General features: G+C 44.7%; 16 protein-coding genes, 1 tRNA gene, 1 rRNA gene and 1 other annotated feature. Of the genes, 12 read left to right on the top strand and 6 right to left on the bottom strand.

Annotated features, from left to right (window positions below; all coding sequences use genetic code 11):
• The first annotated feature begins 8 nt into the window (after nucleotides 1-8).
• The 5 genes from JFU01_RS04740 to fucO all read left to right on the top strand — a co-directional run bounded on the left by JFU01_RS04740 (nucleotide 9) and on the right by fucO (nucleotide 4,777).
• Nucleotides 9-788, top strand: coding sequence for an ABC transporter permease (locus tag JFU01_RS04740; RefSeq protein WP_195856020.1), 780 nt, complete (start codon nucleotides 9-11; stop codon nucleotides 786-788).
• 133 nt (nucleotides 789-921) lie between these two features.
• Nucleotides 922-1,374, top strand: coding sequence for a 50S ribosomal protein L9 (gene rplI, locus JFU01_RS04735; RefSeq protein ID WP_111862333.1), 453 nt, complete (start codon nucleotides 922-924; stop codon nucleotides 1,372-1,374).
• A 149-nt stretch (nucleotides 1,375-1,523) separates the two neighbouring features.
• A complete protein-coding gene (gene dnaB, locus JFU01_RS04730; RefSeq protein ID WP_195856019.1) occupies nucleotides 1,524-2,897 on the top strand; it encodes a replicative DNA helicase in 1,374 nt (457 codons plus the stop codon).
• Between the two features lie 145 nt (nucleotides 2,898-3,042).
• Nucleotides 3,043-3,115: transfer RNA gene (locus JFU01_RS04725), tRNA-Lys, on the top strand.
• Nucleotides 3,116-3,625: 510 nt separating this feature from the next.
• Complete coding sequence (fucO, locus tag JFU01_RS04720) at nucleotides 3,626-4,777, top strand: lactaldehyde reductase (RefSeq protein WP_195856018.1); 1,152 nt, start codon at nucleotides 3,626-3,628, stop codon at nucleotides 4,775-4,777.
• A 388-nt stretch (nucleotides 4,778-5,165) separates the two neighbouring features.
• Here fucO and JFU01_RS04715 read toward each other — a convergent pair whose 3' ends face one another.
• The 4 genes from JFU01_RS04715 to JFU01_RS04700 all read right to left on the bottom strand — a co-directional run bounded on the left by JFU01_RS04715 (nucleotide 5,166) and on the right by JFU01_RS04700 (nucleotide 9,943).
• Nucleotides 5,166-5,597, bottom strand: coding sequence for a YrhK family protein (locus JFU01_RS04715; protein WP_195856017.1), 432 nt, complete (start codon nucleotides 5,595-5,597; stop codon nucleotides 5,166-5,168).
• Nucleotides 5,598-6,148: 551 nt separating this feature from the next.
• A complete protein-coding gene (gene trpB / locus JFU01_RS04710; RefSeq protein WP_195856016.1) occupies nucleotides 6,149-7,330 on the bottom strand; it encodes a tryptophan synthase subunit beta in 1,182 nt (393 codons plus the stop codon).
• 347 nt (nucleotides 7,331-7,677) lie between these two features.
• Nucleotides 7,678-8,880, bottom strand: coding sequence for an argininosuccinate synthase (locus JFU01_RS04705; RefSeq protein ID WP_195856015.1), 1,203 nt, complete (start codon nucleotides 8,878-8,880; stop codon nucleotides 7,678-7,680).
• 116 nt (nucleotides 8,881-8,996) lie between these two features.
• Nucleotides 8,997-9,202 (bottom strand) — a binding site (T-box leader).
• Nucleotides 9,203-9,394: 192 nt separating this feature from the next.
• Entirely contained in the window at nucleotides 9,395-9,943 is a 549-nt protein-coding gene (locus tag JFU01_RS04700; RefSeq protein ID WP_195856014.1) for a cysteine hydrolase family protein, read from the bottom strand.
• Between the two features lie 189 nt (nucleotides 9,944-10,132).
• Between JFU01_RS04700 and JFU01_RS04695 the strand changes: the two genes are divergently transcribed.
• Complete coding sequence (locus JFU01_RS04695) at nucleotides 10,133-11,080, top strand: DNA/RNA non-specific endonuclease (RefSeq protein ID WP_195856013.1); 948 nt, start codon at nucleotides 10,133-10,135, stop codon at nucleotides 11,078-11,080.
• A gap of 28 nt (nucleotides 11,081-11,108) precedes the next feature.
• Here JFU01_RS04695 and JFU01_RS04690 read toward each other — a convergent pair whose 3' ends face one another.
• Nucleotides 11,109-11,804, bottom strand: a complete 696-nt coding sequence (locus tag JFU01_RS04690; RefSeq protein WP_195856012.1) for a YoaK family protein — start codon at nucleotides 11,802-11,804, stop codon at nucleotides 11,109-11,111.
• Nucleotides 11,805-11,968: 164 nt separating this feature from the next.
• Between JFU01_RS04690 and JFU01_RS04685 the strand changes: the two genes are divergently transcribed.
• The 3 genes from JFU01_RS04685 (at nucleotide 11,969) to JFU01_RS04675 (ending at nucleotide 14,548) form a co-directional block, all read left to right on the top strand.
• On the top strand, nucleotides 11,969-12,682 hold the full coding sequence (locus tag JFU01_RS04685) for a glycosyltransferase family 2 protein (RefSeq protein ID WP_195856011.1): 714 nt from the start codon (nucleotides 11,969-11,971) through the stop codon (nucleotides 12,680-12,682).
• A 590-nt stretch (nucleotides 12,683-13,272) separates the two neighbouring features.
• Nucleotides 13,273-14,079: a threonine/serine ThrE exporter family protein gene (locus tag JFU01_RS04680; protein WP_111822028.1), complete on the top strand. Its 807-nt coding sequence runs from the start codon at nucleotides 13,273-13,275 to the stop codon at nucleotides 14,077-14,079.
• The gene (locus tag JFU01_RS04675; RefSeq protein ID WP_195856010.1) at nucleotides 14,072-14,548 is read left to right on the top strand and encodes a threonine/serine exporter family protein; all 477 of its coding nucleotides are present in this window, start codon (nucleotides 14,072-14,074) and stop codon (nucleotides 14,546-14,548) included. The genes JFU01_RS04680 and JFU01_RS04675 overlap by 8 nt, the downstream gene beginning before the upstream one ends.
• Before the next feature lie 78 nt (nucleotides 14,549-14,626).
• On the opposite strand, the gene JFU01_RS04670 is transcribed toward JFU01_RS04675, so the two are convergent.
• The gene (locus JFU01_RS04670; protein ID WP_111822026.1) at nucleotides 14,627-15,838 is read right to left on the bottom strand and encodes an amidohydrolase; all 1,212 of its coding nucleotides are present in this window, start codon (nucleotides 15,836-15,838) and stop codon (nucleotides 14,627-14,629) included.
• A gap of 191 nt (nucleotides 15,839-16,029) precedes the next feature.
• On the opposite strand from JFU01_RS04670, the gene JFU01_RS04665 reads away from it, so the two are divergent.
• From JFU01_RS04665 to JFU01_RS04655, 3 genes are all read left to right on the top strand, one after another.
• Nucleotides 16,030-16,749, top strand: coding sequence for a CPBP family intramembrane glutamic endopeptidase (locus JFU01_RS04665; RefSeq protein ID WP_181566130.1), 720 nt, complete (start codon nucleotides 16,030-16,032; stop codon nucleotides 16,747-16,749).
• A 161-nt stretch (nucleotides 16,750-16,910) separates the two neighbouring features.
• Nucleotides 16,911-17,747, top strand: a complete 837-nt coding sequence (locus JFU01_RS04660; RefSeq protein ID WP_195856009.1) for an immunity protein Imm33 domain-containing protein — start codon at nucleotides 16,911-16,913, stop codon at nucleotides 17,745-17,747.
• Nucleotides 17,748-18,168: 421 nt separating this feature from the next.
• Nucleotides 18,169-18,411: ribosomal RNA gene (locus JFU01_RS04655) — 16S ribosomal RNA — on the top strand; the annotation flags it as partial.

Here is an 18,411-nt window from a genome sequence, read left to right as displayed (position 1 = left end):
GGAATAGCATGGAAAATGTAAGTATGACCCCAATAGCCCTAGCCTTTTCTTTTTCTTTAGTATTGATTAGTCTAGCGATTTCTTATTTTAACCAATTGAAGTTAGAGAAGGCGATCTTGACGGCGGGGATTAGAATTGTTATCCAATTGTCGATTGCAGCATTGATTTTTCAGTTTATTTTTACTAAGGATAATTTTTATTTATCTGCCCTTTTACTACTGGTGATGTTAGTGATTGCGGCTTGGAACGCCTCTAAGCGCGGTGGGCAGATCAAGGGGCGCTTTTGGATTGCTCTGGTGACCTTGATGGTGACAGAAGGGGTGACGCTCTTTGTCTTCGTGGGCTCAGGAGCGGTGCAATGGACTCCCTCTCAAGTGATTCCCATTTCCGGGATGATTATTGGGAATGCCATGAATGCGGTAGGTCTGGTCTATTCGGACCTGTTGACCTATTTTAGTGACCAGTCGCAGGCCATCCTAGAACGTTTGGCATTGGGCGCAAGTCCTCGGCAAGCTTCGCAGGGATTGATCCGGCAAACCATTGCTGATGGGATGATTCCGACCATTGATGGAGCCAAGACTACAGGGATTGTTACTTTGCCCGGCATGATGATGGGGCTGCTCTTTGCGGGCGTTGACCCTATGACAGCGGTCCTCTACCAAAGTATTGTCATGTTCATGACCCTATCGACAGCGGCGATTACCACTTTTGTGTCTTCCTTATTAACTTATCGCAAGTTCTTTACCGACCGCGACCTTCTGATTCGCCGGCATTCCTCCGATAAGTAAGCGGAAGACAAGGCCAAAGCTTGAGCTCTGGTCAATTCTTTATTAGAATAAGATTATGTTTATTCGTGAACAGGCCCAATACCCAAAGCCTGTTAGCTATGAGACAAAGAAAATTATACAAGGAGGCTTAACAATGAAAGTCATTTTTCTACAAGATGTAAAAGGCCAAGGTAAAAAAGGCGAAATCAAAGAGGTAAATACCGGCTATGCGCAAAACTTTCTCTTCAAGAAAGGTTTAGCCAAGGAAGCCACCAAGTCAGCCGTTTCTGCCTTAGAAGGGAAGAAGAAAGCCCAAGCTAAGGAAGCTGCTGAAGAACTCGCAGAAGCTAAGGAATTGAAGAAAAAATTGGAAGATGAAGACACCGTCGTGGAAGTCAAAGCCAAGGGTGGCGAAGATGGCCGTCTCTTCGGTTCGGTGACCTCTAAGCAAATCGCCCAGGCCTTGAAGAAACAATATGATATCAAGGTCGATAAGCGTAAAATTGACCTGCCTGAACCGATCCGGGCTTTCGGTTACCGGAATGTGCCGGTTAAATTGCATACGGATGTGGAAGCGACTATCCGTGTCCACATTGTTGAAGAATAATTAGTCGCCGTCTTTGAGAGCCAGGACCGGGGGATTTCACCCCACTGGCTCTTTTTCTTGTCTTTTTTACAAAGAAGGATTAGTATATGGTATTCGCAAAAGTTCATGTATAATAGTAGGGATCGGATGAGAAAGGATGGTCTGAAGCGATGGCAGATGATAATTTAATCGAGCGCATTCCGCCTCAAAGTATTGAAGCGGAACAGGCAGTCTTAGGGTCGGTGTTCTTGGATCCTGAGGTTTTTCCTGCTGTCAACGAATATATCGAACCCCAAGACTTCTATAAACGGGCCCACCAACTCATCTTTGAAAGCATGCGGCAGCTGAACGAAGACCAAGAGGGAATTGACGTGATTACGGTTCAGGATAGCCTCTTAAGTCAAGCTATGCTGGACAATGTCGGTGGGGCAGACTACCTCTTCGAACTGGCGTCCAATACCCCAACCGCCGCCCACGCTGAATACTATGCCCAGATCGTGGAACAAAAATCGATCTTACGGAAATTAATCCATGCCTCCAATGAAATCTCCAGGGAGAGCTACGAAGAACAATCGGATGTCATGGACATCTTGGACCATGCCGAACGCTCGATTTTAGATGTTTCTCAGAGTCGAAACCGCAGTGGTTTTGTCCATATTGGTAAGGTCTTGAACCAGTCCTTGGATACTATTGAAGAATTATCCAAGAATAAGAAGTCAATTACGGGGTTAGCCACAGGTTATCCTGATTTAGACCGCATGACGGCGGGACTCCATGAAGACGAATTGATTATTATCGCCGCCCGTCCTGGGGTAGGGAAGACCGCTTTCGCCTTAAATATCGCTCAAAATGTTGCCACTAAACAAGGCGCAGTGGTAGCCCTCTTCTCCCTGGAAATGGGGGCAGAATCCTTGGTTAACCGGATGTTATGTGCCGAGGGCAGTATTGATGCGGGTCGCTTGCGGACGGGGCAATTGCTGGAACAAGAGTGGTCTGATTTAATTGTGGCCATGGGGGCCTTGGGGTCTTCTGAGATCTATATCGATGATACACCTGGGAACCGGATGGCGGAAATTCGGGCCAAGTCCCGCCGTCTCTACCAAGACAAGGGCAGGTTGGACTTGATTGTGATTGACTACTTGCAGTTGATTGAAGGAAGCCGGCGGAGCGAGAACCGCCAACAAGAGGTTTCTGAAATTTCCCGGCAATTAAAGAAATTAGCCAAAGAACTGTCTTGTCCCGTGGTTGCCTTATCCCAATTATCGCGGTCCGTAGAACAAAGACAGGATAAGCGTCCGGTCCTCAGTGATATCCGGGAATCGGGATCCATTGAACAAGATGCCGATATCGTGGCCTTCCTCTACCGCGAAGACTATTACGAGCGCGAAGATGGGGAAGAGGGCGAAGACCAGGATGAGAATAATATTATCGAAGTTATCATCGAGAAGAACCGGGCCGGGGCTCGGGGAACCGTCAAGTTGATCTTTACCAAAGAGTTCAATAAATTCTCTTCAGTCAGCTTTAGGGATGAAGAAATGGTCTAATCACTGAGCTTTGATGGGAAGTAATTTTATTGAAATTCCGCTATCCTATAAGGAAATTGCGAATTATGGCTACTTTTTCCTCCTAAAATGAAAAAAAGTCTTGCATTTTAGGTCAAACAGGAGTAACATTATAAAGGTAGTCGACGGATCCTTAGCTCAGTTGGTAGAGCAACGGACTCTTAATCCGTGGGTCGAGAGTTCGAGCCTCTCAGGATCCATTTATAAGACAGAGCGCGTTAACAAGTAATAAAAAAGCTTGTTAGCGCGCTGTTTTTGTTTATAAGGGTAGATGATAATAACGCTTAAGCTTGCATCTCATGGCGCAAAATATGGGGCAAGATCACTTTCCTACCGGTGAATAAGCATGGAGATATCTTTAAATGTAAGAGTTTTTCTTATATTAAGTAAAATTTTTCTTTACTTTTATATGTGAAAGTTGTAACATATAGAGGTGACAGTTCGCTGTCACTATACCATATTCATTGTGGTCATTCGAATAAGGGTAGCTTGTTGGTATCTGATGAAATTTTTTCTTGGATATTTCAATGGGCTACCTCTTTTCGTATTTATAGGTTTTTGACGCGACTTTTAAGTTGAATGAAATAGTCTTAACTCACCCGCTTTGGCTCTTTAAGTCCTTTAAAAGATTGCTTTACTTTTACATGTGAAAGTTATAACATAGTAAATGAAAACGGATACATAAAGGAAAATGTGAGAGGAGTTTTATCATGACTTATCGTATGATTCTTAATGAACGTTCTTATTTTGGGCCCGGAGCTATTCAACATATTCCCGAAGAGTTTCGCGGCAAGGATTTGACCAAGGCGGCTGTCATTACTGACCGGGGTCTGGTGGATGCAGGTGTGGTAAGAAAAGTTACTGACTTATTAGATGAAAATGATATTCCCTATGATGTTTTTGACCAAGTGGAAGCCAACCCAAGTGTCAATACGGTGAAGGCTGGCGTCGACTTTGTCAAAGAAAGTGGGGCGGACTGCATTATTGCTATTGGTGGGGGCTCCTCCATGGATACTTCTAAGGCGGTCGGTATCATTATTGAAAACCCAGAATTTGCTGATGTGGTTTCATTAGAAGGGACCGCACCGACTAAGAATAAGGCCATGATGACCTTTGCGGTACCAACCACAGCAGGAACTGGGGCGGAAGTCACTATCAACTACGTAATTACCGACACCGATAAGAAACGGAAATTCGTCTGTGTTGACCCTAACGATATTCCTGATATCGCTTTTGTGGACAGTGAAATGATGATGTCCATGCCTAAGAAGTTAACGGCTGCTACCGGGATGGATGCTTTGACCCACGCTATTGAAGGTTACATTACCCCGGGGGCCTGGGAAATGAGTGACATGGTCCATATCAAGGCCATTGAAATGATCGGCCGGTCCATCCGCAAGGCAGTTGAAGGAGATCCGAAAGCCAAAGAAGACATGGCAAGCGCTCAATACATTGCAGCCATGGGTTATTCTAATGTCGGTTTAGGCCTGGTTCACGGGATGTCCCACCCACTAAGTGCTTGGTACGGCATTCCTCATGGTCAAGCCAATGCGATCCTTCTGCCGGTCGTGATGCGCTATAACAAAGACTATACCGGAGAAAAATTCCGCGACATTGCCAAAGCTCTAGGTGTAGAGGAAACAGATACAATGAGTATTGAAGAAGCTCGTGATGCTGCTTGTCAAGCCACCTTATCCATTGCCAAAGATGTCGGTATGATTGCTAAGTTAAGTGACTTGGGCGTCAAGGCTGAGGACATTCCTTTAGTGGCTAAGGATGCTATGGCTGATGTCTGCACCCCAGGTAACCCACGCCCAGCCCAATTAGATGAAGTGATTGAACTCTATCAAAGTCTGATGTAGGACTTTTTACTAAATCGTTTATATAATCGAGGTCATTCGAATACAGCTAGCCCATTAGAGTAAGGCTTGGATAGTGATTCGCTATCATTACTCTTTTTGGCTAGCTCTTTCTATCTAAAAAAGACCCTGCCTGTAGCGGGTCTAGAAAATTTGAGTTGCTAATGGACCTTTTCTAATAAAAAATGTATTTTTGTCTATTTATTTACATAAACAACATCTAATATTTACTATAAATTTACAATCGAATGCTAAAGTAAGAGTGTAAGATTATTCGACCTCTATTTTCTCAAGTGTCCTTCTTTAAATGATTGGCAAATTATTTAATGTTTGAGAAAAGGTTATCTTATACCGCTTCTGTTGCAACCCTCCCCATGCGACAGGGGCTTTTTTAATGGGATTGATAATCATCGTCCTCATAGTATTCATGGTTGTAGGCATCGCCCAAATAGTCGCCTTCTTGATCAGGACTAGCTTGGCTGTGGTGAACTTGGAAGACCTTTTCAGGGTTCATTCGTGCTTCATCACGTTGACGTTTAACCTTATCCTGCTTATAGATATGAATATTATGGATGAGTTTAATAATCGGCCGCATGACAAAAGAGAAGCCTCCAATTAGAAAGAGGGTATTGCCATAAATAGCGGGTGCGCCAAAGAAGTTACAAATCGAGCCAATAAAATATAGACTACCGGTAAAAATATCATTAATTAATGAAATAATGGTATAGACATTCTGAAAATATAAACGCAGGGGACCGATCTTGACCACGATGTCTTCTGCTTCTGAATTTTCTTCATAGGTTTTTCTTTTTAATTTTGCCATTGAAATCCTCCTTATATCAAAGATAGGTGATAAGTTGAAGATAGTCAATCAGACCCAACCTAGCTAAAAGTAAGTGACCAGGTCACTAAGGCTATTATATAATTTCTTTGATAATAAAAAAACGAAGCCCTGCTTACCCTGCTCTCACTCTCCTATGGGGCTAGGGTATTTTTCTTGGCTTCGTTTTTAATGAGGAAGAAAATGTCTTATTGATTTAAGAATAATTAGTTATAAATTGTTTCGTCTTTGTTGTGAGTGTCGCACTCTCTAGTTGAGTTCGGACGCCAGCCTTGAAGTCGCTTCAGAAAATTCCAACGCACAGTTCTAGTTGAGTTCGGAAGGGTGAGGGGATGTCCTTTCAGAAAAGTTGAACGATCAGCAAGCTGATCTTATCATCTTTTCTTCCAAGGAATCTCCCTCCCTGATCCTTCCTCACATCCTTTTATCTGTGCTTATGGTATTTTCTTCCAGCGATTCAAGTCTCTGACGGCGTTCTCACATCCTTTCTAAACGTGCTCCAAGCGCGAGGTGAGCTTGGAGCGCTCTCTTTCCTAGCTTTCGAGTATTCTGAGAACTTGGTCGACATCCTTATCGCCGCGTCCGGATAGGGTGACGAGGAGGATTTGATCGGCTGTGTATTGGGGTGCTAGTTTAGCGGCTAGGGCTAGGGCATGGGAAGACTCTAGGGCCGGGATGATCCCTTCTGTGCGGGAAAGGAGTTGGAAGGCAGCCAGGGCTTCATCGTCAGTGATGGCGATATATTCAGCCCGGTGACTGTCTTTGAGATAGGCGTGTTCCGGTCCTACAGCCACATAGTCGAGTCCGGCTGAGATGGAATAGCTTGGCTTGGTATTGCCTTCTTCATCGACTAGGCAGTAGGTATTCATCCCGTGCTCGATCTTGATGGAGCCTAGATTCAAGGTAGCTGCCGTCTGATCGCTGTCTAGGCCCTTACCGCCCCCTTCAGCTCCATAAAGTTTAACGCTAGGTTCGTCTAAGTAATGGGCGAAGGATCCGATGGCGTTAGACCCGCCTCCGATGCAGGCAACTACCGCGTCAGGTAAGCGACCTTCACGTTCCAGGATTTGAGCCTTACTTTCCTGGCTAATCACACTTTGGAAGTGTTTGACCATGCTGGGGTAGGGATGAGGACCCACCGCTGATCCGACTAAGTAATAGGTGTCTTGGTAATTATCAATCAGGTCTTCAAAGGCGGCGTCCACGGCTTCTTTCAGAGATTGGGCCCCACGTTTGACACCAACGACCTTGGTTCCCATCAGTTCCATTCGGAAGACATTTAATTTCTGCCGTTCCACGTCCTTTTGCCCCATGTAAACCGTACACTCCATGCCAAATTTAGCCGCTACGGCTGCGGTGGCGACCCCGTGTTGGCCAGCGCCGGTTTCAGCAATGAGCCGTTTCTTGCCCATGCGTTTAGCGATCAGGACTTGGCCGATGGTGTTATTGACCTTGTGGGCGCCTAAGTGGTTGAGGTCTTCACGCTTTAGGTAAATCTTAGGTCCCCCTAAATGTTTACTGAAGTTTTCAGCATAGTAGAGTGGGTTCTCCCGACCGACATAGTCCCGTAGGTAGAGGGCGAGTTCTTGTTTGAAGTCGGGGTCGTCTTTGATGTCTTCATAGAAGTCAGCAATTCGATCCAATTCTTCCTTCACCACTTCAGGGACATAGCAGCCACCAAATTCACCATAAAAACCGTTATTAATTTCTGTCATCTCGATTTCCTCCAAATCTTATTTTTAAACTGTGCTTACTTGGAGTCTAAGGCCCTATGAGACGACAAAAAAACCGCATAGACTTTCTATGCGGTCGTGAATGATTGGGTCACACTCGGCATAGACTCCTTTACATTCAAGGTAAATAAAGTGAGTCTAAACCGATAAAAGTTCGCTCACTTCCTATGCCATTTTTGCCAGCTTTGGAATGCGTTCTTCATGATGTGACCTCCTTGTTAAATCTTGCTAATATCATAGCCAGTTTAGCTAACGGAGTCAAGCTAAAATTTAAAATTTATAAATTATATTTTTACTGAATTAAAGCGAAATTCCTACAAGACCCAGTTTTACTTCTTCACCCGGGCACTTTGAGGCAGACCGAAGAGCTTGATAAAGCCTTCTGCATCATTTTGGTTATAAATGGAATCTTCATTAAAGGTAGCCAGTTCTTCCCGGTAGAGGCTATCAGGACTAGTTACCCCAGCATCAATGATATTGCCCTTGTAGAGTTCCAGTTTGACTTGGCCGTTGACATGACTTTGGGTATGGTCAACGAAGGCTTGCATGGCTTGACGGAGTGGGGAGAACCAAAGCCCGTTATAGATGAGTTCGCTGTACTTTAAGGCCAAGATTTGCTTAAAGTGTAGGGTATCCCGGTCCAGAGTCAGTTCTTCGAGCTTCTCATGGGCATGGAAGAGGATGGCGCCTCCTGGGGTTTCATAAACGCCTCTGGATTTCATCCCTACCAAACGGTTTTCCACCAGGTCGAGGATACCGATCCCATTAGCCCCGCCTAATTGGTTGAGGGTTTGGATTAAGGCAATCGGATCTAACTTCTTCCCGTTAACCGCCACCGGGTTACCTGCTTCAAAGTCGATGGTAATCGGAGTAGCTTGGTCGGGCGCTTGTTTGGGACTTACACCCAACTCTAAAATGGCTTCATAGTCAGGTTTTTGGCTAGGGTCTTCCAAGTCTAGGCCTTCATGGGAGAGATGCCAGAGGTTTTCATCCTTGGAATAGTTGGTTTCCCGGGTGATGGGGAGGGGAATATTGTGGGCTTCAGCGTAGTCAAAGGCTTCTTCTCGAGAAGAAATTTCCCATTCCCGCCATGGAGCAATGATGGTCATATCTGGGTCGAATTCCCGGATCCCTAATTCAAAACGGACTTGGTCATTGCCTTTACCGGTGCAACCGTGGGCGATAGCATCGCAACCCTCTTGGTGGGCGATTTCTACCATCCGTTTAGCAATCAAAGGACGGGCGAGGGCAGTCCCTAAGAGATATTTGTTTTCGTACTTGCCCCCCGCACGGACTGCCGGGTAGATGTAGTCGGTAATGAGTTCTTGGCGGAGGTCTTCAATATAAATCTTGGAAGCCCCACATTGGAGGGCCTTGTCATGGATAAAGTCAAAATCATCCTCTTGGCCGACATTGGCAGTCATGGCGATGACTTCACAGTTATCATAATTTTCTTTTAACCAAGTGATGGTGACTGAGGTATCTAAGCCTCCGGAATAGGCGAGTAACACTTTTTTAACGTTTGCTTTCATGGAAAATCCTCCTTAAATTTCTAAAATTTCTCTTGTTATGGAGCCCTTTAGCCGGCTAGGACCAAAACTCTCATCGAATCTTTATTGAGGGATAAAATGAAAAAAGCCCGCCTCTAATAAGAGGCGGACTTATCCACGGTACCACTCTAATATCGCAAAATACTTGCAATGCTTGACATGGTAACGCCTGGGTGGCGGACTTAGCTAAGGATTCACTAAGTCATCTCAGCAATGCGTTTCCCGCTAGGTATTTGGGAACTTTCCACTAACGTTCCTCACTGCACAAATCCTCTAGCGGTACTCTTTGCTTCATCGATTCTATGATTAATTTGAGATTATTATAGGGACAATTAAAATAATTGTCAAATATATTTACAAATAATTTTACTTTCTTAATTATTGGGCTAATTTATCAGAGTATTTGAAATAATTCCTTTTTAAAGCTCATTCAAAAAAACTGAGCACTTTTCCCTTCTCACTTAAGGAAAATGCTCAGTTTTTATATTTCAATATTTTAAATCACTTCGGCATTTAAGCAGCTTTGAAAATGGTTCAAGGCCCACTCATGCCCTTGGGGGTTGAAGCTGGCCACACAGTCCTTATGAATAACGATCTTGAAGCCTAAATTATATGCATCAATGGCGGTATGGAGGACACAAATATCGGTGCAGACTCCCACAATATGCAACTCTTCAATATGGCGTTCTCGTAATTTGATCAATAAATCAGTTCCCGCAAAGGCTGAATAGCGGGTCTTAGGCATGAAATAGACCTGGCTATTGTCCTTGTTGTCCTCATAAACCTGAGCTAATTGCCCATAGAGGGCTTGGCCGTGGCTTCCCACAATATTATGGGGTGGGAAAAGTTTGGTCTCTGGATGGTATGGATCACCCTTATGGTGGGCGTCTATGGCGAAGACTAGGAAGTCTCCCGCTTGGATAAATTCTTCACTGAGCTGACTGATTGCTCCCTCAATAGCTTGGGCAGGTTCTCCGCAAGTGAGACTACCATCACTCGCCACAAAATCATTGGTATAGTCGACGTTAATTAAGGCTCTCTTCATTGTAATCCTCCCTAAAAGGTACTTTTTGCAAATGCTTTTCCTTATTATAAAGCATGCCTTTGTATTGTGAGGCTAGCAAGTCATTTTTGTAACCAGAAAGTAATAGATTGGGACAGTTTTCGCCCGAAAAGAAGAATAATTGCCTTTTAAGTAATCATCGCTTATGCTTTTTTAAGGGAGAGTGATAAGATGTCTTGGTTGCTAGCCATTATGGTGGTCGTTTTACTAGTATTGTCCGCCTTTGTGCTACCTAAAAACTTATTCAAGAAAAAACTATCCAAAAAAGAACAAAAAATTATTTCTGGACTCTTTGTTTTGGGATTAGTGGCTCTGGCCCTGTATGTGGAGCCTAGTCAGACTAATGACCCGGGCGGAGAAGTGAGCCAGTCTCAGACCTCTTCTTCAAGTCAGGAAGATAAAGCGCCGGGCCAAGCGGATAACCCTTTTCCCAAAGAAAGTCAGGCTAATCCTAACGCCCGACCCAGTGATGAAGAAGTCCAAGCCCTACGCGAAGAAATCCACCACAGCATTCCCCAGGTGCCAGAGGGACAGGCTTTTCTGGTGGTCAATAATAATGTCCCTCTCTTCACTAGCAGTGAATTGGAGTTGACGACTGCCTATGCTAACTACGGGGATTTGGATTTCTTGCAGCGGGTGACTGGAGCTGAAGGTCTCTTGGGGGTGGAACTCATGCCCGATGATGCTCGCGAGCCCCTGACCAGTGTGACGCCTACCGGTTGGCGGCAAAAGTCCTACGTCAATGTCCCGGGTGGCTGGCTCTATAACCGCTGCCATTTGATCGGCTACCAGTTAACCGGTGAGAACGCCAATTCTAAGAATTTGATGACAGGAACGCGTTGGTTTAATACTGAAGGCATGCTGCCGATTGAAAACTATGTGGCGGCCTATATTGAAGAGACCAACCACCATGTCAGATACCGGGTGACGCCAGTCTTTAACCAGTTTAACCAATTAGCTTCTGGGGTTTATATGGAAGGCTACTCCATTGAAGACCAGGGGCAAGTCCACTTCCATATCTTTATTCCAAATCGCCAACCCGGAATTACCATTGATTACCTAACTGGTGAGAGCCAAGGCCCTGCTGGACCGCAAACAAGTGGAGACTTAAGCTCCTAAGTGAATCGCTTTTCTCCTATAAAACTGCTTAGGCCTGGCTGTGGTTGGCGTAGGCCTGGAGGAAGAGAAGGCCGATGCCTAGAGCTGTGAGTGTCATGGGAATGAATATGGTCCAGATGCCTAGCCAATTTTGTCCCAGACTGATGGCTAAGACGCCGGTAAAGTAGGAGAGAATAATAGCGATGAAATAAAAAATATTACTTTTGGCGCTAGCTTTGACGGTAGCGTTAGGGTAGAGGAAGTAGTCAAAGAGGTTTTCGGTGAGCCGTTTAAAGTTACCCGACATCATGGTCGGGGTGTAGTTAGTCCCTTCCAGAGAGCGAAATTCCTCAAATTGGGCGGCAGTTGAAATAGTCAAGAAAGCTGTAGCGAGCAGGTGATGGCCAGTTTGACTAATCCAAGCCACGACAGCCATGGCTAAAAAGGAAATAATCAAGACCAGGGCATTGCGCCTGATCTCGTGAGAGGGATCATCATAGTGAAAATGAAGGATGCGGGTCAGGACAGTGCCGATCATAAAGAAAATAATCGAGACGAAATAGGGTGGTAGGTCAGCAAAATGTCCCTGTCCCAAGTTGACTGCCATGCGGATGAGGTTCCCACTTTGAAAACCAGCAAAAACCCCCTTATGGTTGAGATAAGAATAAGCTGTTTGTCCCCCGCTGGACATGGTCAGTAAACAGGAAAAGAACAGCTTTTCAGCGAGTTTTTGTGTCTTTTTCATGGGATCGCATCCTTTCGTTGTTTTTCCACTTAGCATTATAAGCTTTAGAACTAAAATAATGCAATAAATGCTGAATTTTCCTTAAGATCCGCTTTGAAAATTCACTTTTAGGGGGAACTGTGCCATAATAGAAGTTAAGAATTTTGCCATAAGGAGTCTAAAGTATGCAAGAATTTGCGGTTATCATTCCAGCCTATAAACCTACCCAAGACTTGGTCCCCTATGTCGACCAATTGCTCCAAGCCGGCGTCCCGCAAGTAGTGGTCGTTAATGATGGGAGCCCAGAAGACTGCCAAGCCATCTTCGACCAACTCGCTGAACGGGACCGGGTAGACGTTTTGACCCATCTTATTAATCGTGGGAAGGGAACTGCCTTAAAGACCGCCTTTGATTTTGAATTGAAACATGGCCAAGACTATAAGGGCTTTGTCACTGCGGATGCGGATGGCCAACACACTGTCAAAGATGTCTTAAACATTGGAAAAACGCTAGTAGACCACCCGGATGTGTCCTTTGTCTTGGGCAAGCGGGATTTTGACCAAGACCAGGTCCCTTTTTTGAGCCGCTTGGGCAATAAAACCACAACCCGCTTCTTTGACTGGCTCTTTGGTTACTGGATTACCGATACTCAAACCGGTTTACGGGGAATTAACGCCAAAGAATTGCTTTGGTTGATCGATTTACCTGGGTCTAAGTTCGAGTATGAAATGAATATGTTGATCGTGATGGCGAAGCGGGAACTTCCCTACTTAGAAGAGACCATTGAAACGGTCTATGAAGAGAACCGGACCACCCACTACCATCCTTTCCGGGATAGCTGGCGGATTGCCAAGGTACTTATTGATGGCAAGCGCTCGGGTGAGGATGAATTGATTTAGTCAGCTTATTCTTTTACAAATCTTGGGAGTCTGGCTATAATGAAATTACAGTAACTCTCCAAAGTGTAGCCGATGAAGAGGTGACGATCATGGTGGTCTTTAAGCATAATACTTTCAAATGCGCGCCAGGATTGCTAGGAGAGCTATTGCCTTTTTTAACACCAATGAATAAAGAGATTTTAACGAGCTTGATCTGATTGAGCTCGTTTTTTCTTTGTTCTCGGAAGGGAGTGAAGGATTTGGAATTAAGCCCAATCATTTCTCAACAGAAAGGTTAAGGTGATCCAAATGCCAATTAAGGCCGTATCTCGCTACTAGGCGTTACATAGTATTATGAAAATAATTAATCAAACATACCTTGTTACAGTTAAAAAATTTATTCTCTAGCTTTAGAAAAAGTGTCCTAATAAAAAAGTATAATATCAGAAGTATTACCGAGGCTATGACTGGGGGTCATGGCCTCTTTTTACTGCATTGGTCTTCACTAGCCGCTAGTTTGGCGAGTGGGTGGAGATTTCGGGGGCTAATTTCTCCTATCTTTTCCTAGATATGTTACAATCGATGGGAAAAGTTAGAAAAGGGGTGCTGAATTGCAAGAAAGAACCACTAAGCAAACGCCAACGATGCAAAAGAAGATTCTAGAAACTGCTCTCTTAGCCGGACAGATCATGTGCGAGAGTAATGCAGAGTCTTACCGGGTGGAGGATACCATGAACCGGATCTTGACCTATTCCAAGGCCTCCTATGCCGTGGCGGTCTCATTCTCTACCAGTATTTATGCCATTCTAGATGACCCTAATTATGCCAGCGGGGGCTTTGCTGGAATCAAGCGGATTACTTCCCGGTCCAATAACCTCAATAAGATCTCCAAGGTGAATACCGTTTCCCGGGCCTTGCTTGGTGGCAAGATCAGCATGGATGAAGCCTACCAAGAGCTCACGATCATCCGCCAAGCCTCCAATCAATATTCAACCTGGGTATCTTCCTTGGGAATTATTGGCTTAGCTTTAAGTTTTTCGATTTTATTTGAAGGTGGGCTGGTAGAATTTATTGCTTCCGGAATAAATGGAGTGATCCTCTCCTTGATGACCATCCTAACTGATAAGTATTACATCAACCACGCCCTCTCCAATGTGATCCAGTCCTTGGTAGTCACTTTGGCGGCTTATTTAATGCTCTTCCATCTTTTCCCAGAAATGAATGTGGCCACCGTTATTGTGGCTACCCTTATGCCCATGGTGCCGGGGACGGCGATTACGAACTCCTTGCGGGATATTTTCCGGGAAGACTATATTGCGGGGTCGGCCCGGGCCATGGAGGCTTTCTTTGAAGCCTTGATGATTGCTATTGGTTCCGTGGTCGGCTTAGCGATTTTAGGGGGTTTATCACATGTCTAATTATCTTATCCAACTGATTGCTGCTTATTTTGTTGGTATTTCTTGCTCCATTTCTGTCGAAGAGCCCCGTAAGATGATTTTAAAAACCTCAATTATTGATACCGCTGGCTGGGCCTTGTATTTATTGTGCCTGGACTTCTTCAATGTAGGGACGGTTTTAGCTACCTATATTGCCGGCCTTTTGATTGCTGGGATGTCTCACTGGTTTGCCCGGCTCTTCCGTGAACCGGTGACGGTCTTCTTTATCCCGGGTTTCTTTACCTTGGTGCCTGGGGGTGGCATGTACCGGACCGCCTTCTTCCTCTTCCAAGGGGATATGTCTCGGGGGCTGTCGGAATTATCGACCACTCTCTTTATCGCCCTTGCCATTGCCTTAGCGGTTTTTACTACTGATACCCTGGTATCTATCATCTTTAACCAACGCCTACCTAAATTTATTCGCCGTAACCGCCGGATGAAATTTAAGTAAATGATTCAAACACAAAAAAGGCCAGCTCGAGACCTCTTCAGGGCCTTAGCTGACCTTTTTATTATGGATTGATTTTGGTTAGGCTTTTATGCCGTCGTTTTCAATATAGCTGGAAACAATGGTGGCCATCCCTTTGGCAGCAACGATAAGCGCGCCTTCATCCATAAAGAATTTTGGATGGTGGTGAGGGTAAGCGGGGTGAGCGTCTTGGTCATCACTGGCACAGCCAACCCATAAGAAGGCACTTGGGACCTCTTTCGCATAGAAGGCAAAGTCTTCGGAAGGTGGTTGTGGTTGGGTAGATTCCACTTTCTTCAATTCAGGATACTTGTTATCTTCTAGGGCTTTCACAGCAAATTCAGTCACTTCAGGGTCATTGTAGAGTACTGGATAACCTTTGAGGTATTCGAGTTCGACAGTGACACCAAAGCTAGCTTCTAAGCCTTTAACCTTAGCCTTGATTTCTTTTTCAATGGTTTCGCCGACTTCTGGTGACATGGAACGGACGTCGCCAGAGATTTTGACTTGGCCGTTGATGGCATTAGCGGCACCGGCAGCGTCGAAGTTTCCGATGGTAATGGACCCCACATCGAAAGGATTGAGACGGCGGGAGACGATACTTTGTACTTGGGTAACGAAATAAGCACCGGCAACGATAGCATCGTTAGAAGTATGTGGTGAGGAAGCGTGTCCACCTTCCCCTTTAATGGTAAGGAAGAAGTTATCGCGACCAGTTTGGGCATTACCTTCTTTATAGTAGATACCACCTACTGGCATGTTACTCATCACGTGCATACCGAAGACATTATCTACCCCGTCTAAACAGCCAGCTTCCACCATGGATTTCGCACCACCAGGGCCTTCTTCTTCAGCGTTTTGGTGTAGGATGACAATCTTACCTTGCCAGAGGTCTTTTAATTCGATAAAGGTCTCAGCGAGGATCAATAAGTAAGCCGTATGACCGTCATGTCCACAGGCATGCATGGCATCGGTTTTTGAAGCGAAGTCAAGGCCAGTATCTTCTTTAATAGGTAGGGCGTCGAAGTCGGCGCGTAGGGCCACGGTCTTGCCTTCCTTGCCTGAATCAATTGTTACCACGATTCCATAACCATTACCGACATTACGTTCAACCTGACAATCTAGATCTTTATAGAAGTCAGCAATATAATCTGAAGTCCATTCCTCTTCAAAAGATTTTTCCGCATGTTCGTGAAGTTCACGACGAATTTCAATCATACGGTCATTCTTTTCCTCTAGTTTTTCATAGAGTGTATCTAACAATTGACTCATATTTTTTCCTCCTTGGTAATTTGTTATCTTATGTTAAGATAAACTTATTATAGGTGCTTTGTTAAATAAAGACAAATAAGTTTGGTTATAAGGGTCCCAGATAGCCAAGCCTCTTAGACCTTGATAAAATAAGCATGTAGTAAAAAAAACAATCAAAAAACGGCCCCGTGGCCAAGTAAAGGATGGTTATGATGAATGAGACTTGGTATCAAGACCCCTACCCAGGAAAGTCCCGTAAATGGTTGGTTATTTTTAGTATTATCGCTTATTTTGTTGGTGAAACCATCATCCAGGGCCTAACCTTATTCTTTCTAGGCTCCGAGCAAAATATTGACTCAGCTATGGATGTCCTGCTCTTGTTAAATTCCTATCCCACAATCTATATTATCTTAGATATCATCTGGATTGCTCTCTTTATATGGGGATTGAGTGCTTGTGGGCTCAAGTTCTTTAGCCGGCAGAAAGTGACCAGTAAGTTTTTCTTTGACGTCTTAATTGGAGTGGTCTTAATCTTTGCCTTTCAATGGTTGATTGGAGGCTTAACTCAATGGCTCTATCCTGAACAGGTTGATTCAGTGAACCAGACCATTCTGATGAACTCGGCTAACCAGATGCCCAATTGGAAGATCTTCCTTTGTTTCTGCATCCTACCGGCGATTAGTGAAGAGATTCTGACCCGGGGCCTAATCATGCGCTACTTTGTGCCTAAGCACCCCTTCTTGGGGATGGTTTTAGCGGCCGCTTTCTTTGCTACCCTCCATGCGTCAAATCTTTGGATTCATTGGCTGGGTTACTATGCCATGGGGATGGCGCTGGCCTGGACTTATTACCGGACCGGGCGGATCGAAGCTGCAATGACGGTTCACTTTATCAATAACTTTATTGCGACGATCCCGATGTACCTGTCCTAGTTATTTGCGAATGAATTGAGGGGGAAACCGGCTTTTTGGCCGGTTCTTACTATATAGAGGGAGACTTCGTTGCGGACTGCCTATTGACGGGCTAGGGAAAATGTTTTTTAATGGATGCAGGAATGAGCTTAGGCATAAAGAGTACAAGGAGCGAATGTGATATGAATGAATGGCTACCAGAAGGCAAGCTATCGCTGGTGTCCACCAATTTCTTTCAAAGAAAGGCCCCGCTGTTGTGGGCCTGGCGAGAAGCCCCCGCATTAACAAATGATAGCGGCTGGCGTTTTTTAAGCCAGGCAGATACCACCACTTCTCTTAAGCATTCCCAGGCCAAACTAGTCAGCTATGAACAAGTCCTAGCCCTTGAGCCTGCCATTGCTTTTATTTACCGTTATCCTCTGGGAGCCGACATGCAGTTCTCTACCAAGACCACCCCGCCTCATTTTGTCTACAATGATAGCTATGAGAGGGTACGTCCTATTCCAGCTAACGCAGATTATCCGATCGAGGACCCGGTCTTCAAACGTCACTTTCCTTCCTTTGTCCAGTCCTATCAGGGAGATAAGACTGGCTTAAGCTGGTCCTATCAGTTATCTCAGGAAGAACTGGCCCAGCTCAACCACTTAAATGGTGAACTTGTTACTTTCTTTAATCTCTGTCTGGGCCAAACAGATACTTTAGATAATGACTTGGACTACTATTTACTTGCTGGCCTGGCCTTGGGTTTCTTACATATTAGTGATGAAGCGAGACCTGTTGACCATTGGCAGGATAATGTCAATAATGTGATCGCCAATGCCCTCTTTACTCGCTTTTCATATCCTTTAGAAAAGGGCAAGCAGGTCGTCTTACAATTTCTAAGCGACCGCAAAAGTTCTCCAGTTGCCCAACAAATTCACCTTTATGGGGAGCAGATGCGCCTCTGGTACCAAGCCAATCAAAAGCAGCGGATCCAAGGAGAATACCAGGGCATGCGAAATCATTATATAAAAGATTAAAAAAGCTCTTGTCAAAGCTCATAAGCTGTGATAATATTTTACTCGTGCCTTTCTTCCAGGGAATACAACTTCTAGGGCGAAGGCAAAAAAGATAAAAAAACTTGTTGACATCCCGATGGAAACAAGATATACTAATTGAGTTGTTTCTTTTAAGAGGCAGCGCGAATATTATTTGTAAGCCAAGCGCTTCAAAAAATATTTTTAAAAAAACATGTTGACATCAACATCATCATGTGATAATATATAATAGTTGTCAAAAGGACAGCGGTTATAAATTATAGACCTTTGAAAACTGAACAAAGAAGACGAACCAAATGTGTAGGGCATCAACATTTTGTTGATGAACCAACAATTCAAACAATAAGTCTAGACCAGACTATAACTAGTCAGCAAACAAATGAGCTATCAACGCTCATGATTCTTTCATGAGAGTTTGATCCTGGCTCAGGACGAACGCTGGCGGCGTGCCTAATACATGCAAGTCGAGCGAACCGACGAAGTGCTTGCACTTCTGACGTTAGCGGCGGACGGGTGAGTAACACGTAAGGAACCTACCGATAAGCGGGGGACAACATCCGGAAACGGGTGCTAATACCGCATAGGAAACACCACCTCATGGTGGTGTTTGGAAAGACGGCTTTGCTGTCACTTATCGATGGCCTTG

Source organism: Aerococcus sp. Group 2 (genome assembly GCF_905125285.1).
Classification (GTDB): Bacteria; Bacillota; Bacilli; order Lactobacillales; family Aerococcaceae; genus Aerococcus; species Aerococcus urinae_E.
This window is presented reverse-complemented; position numbering and strand designations above follow the sequence as displayed.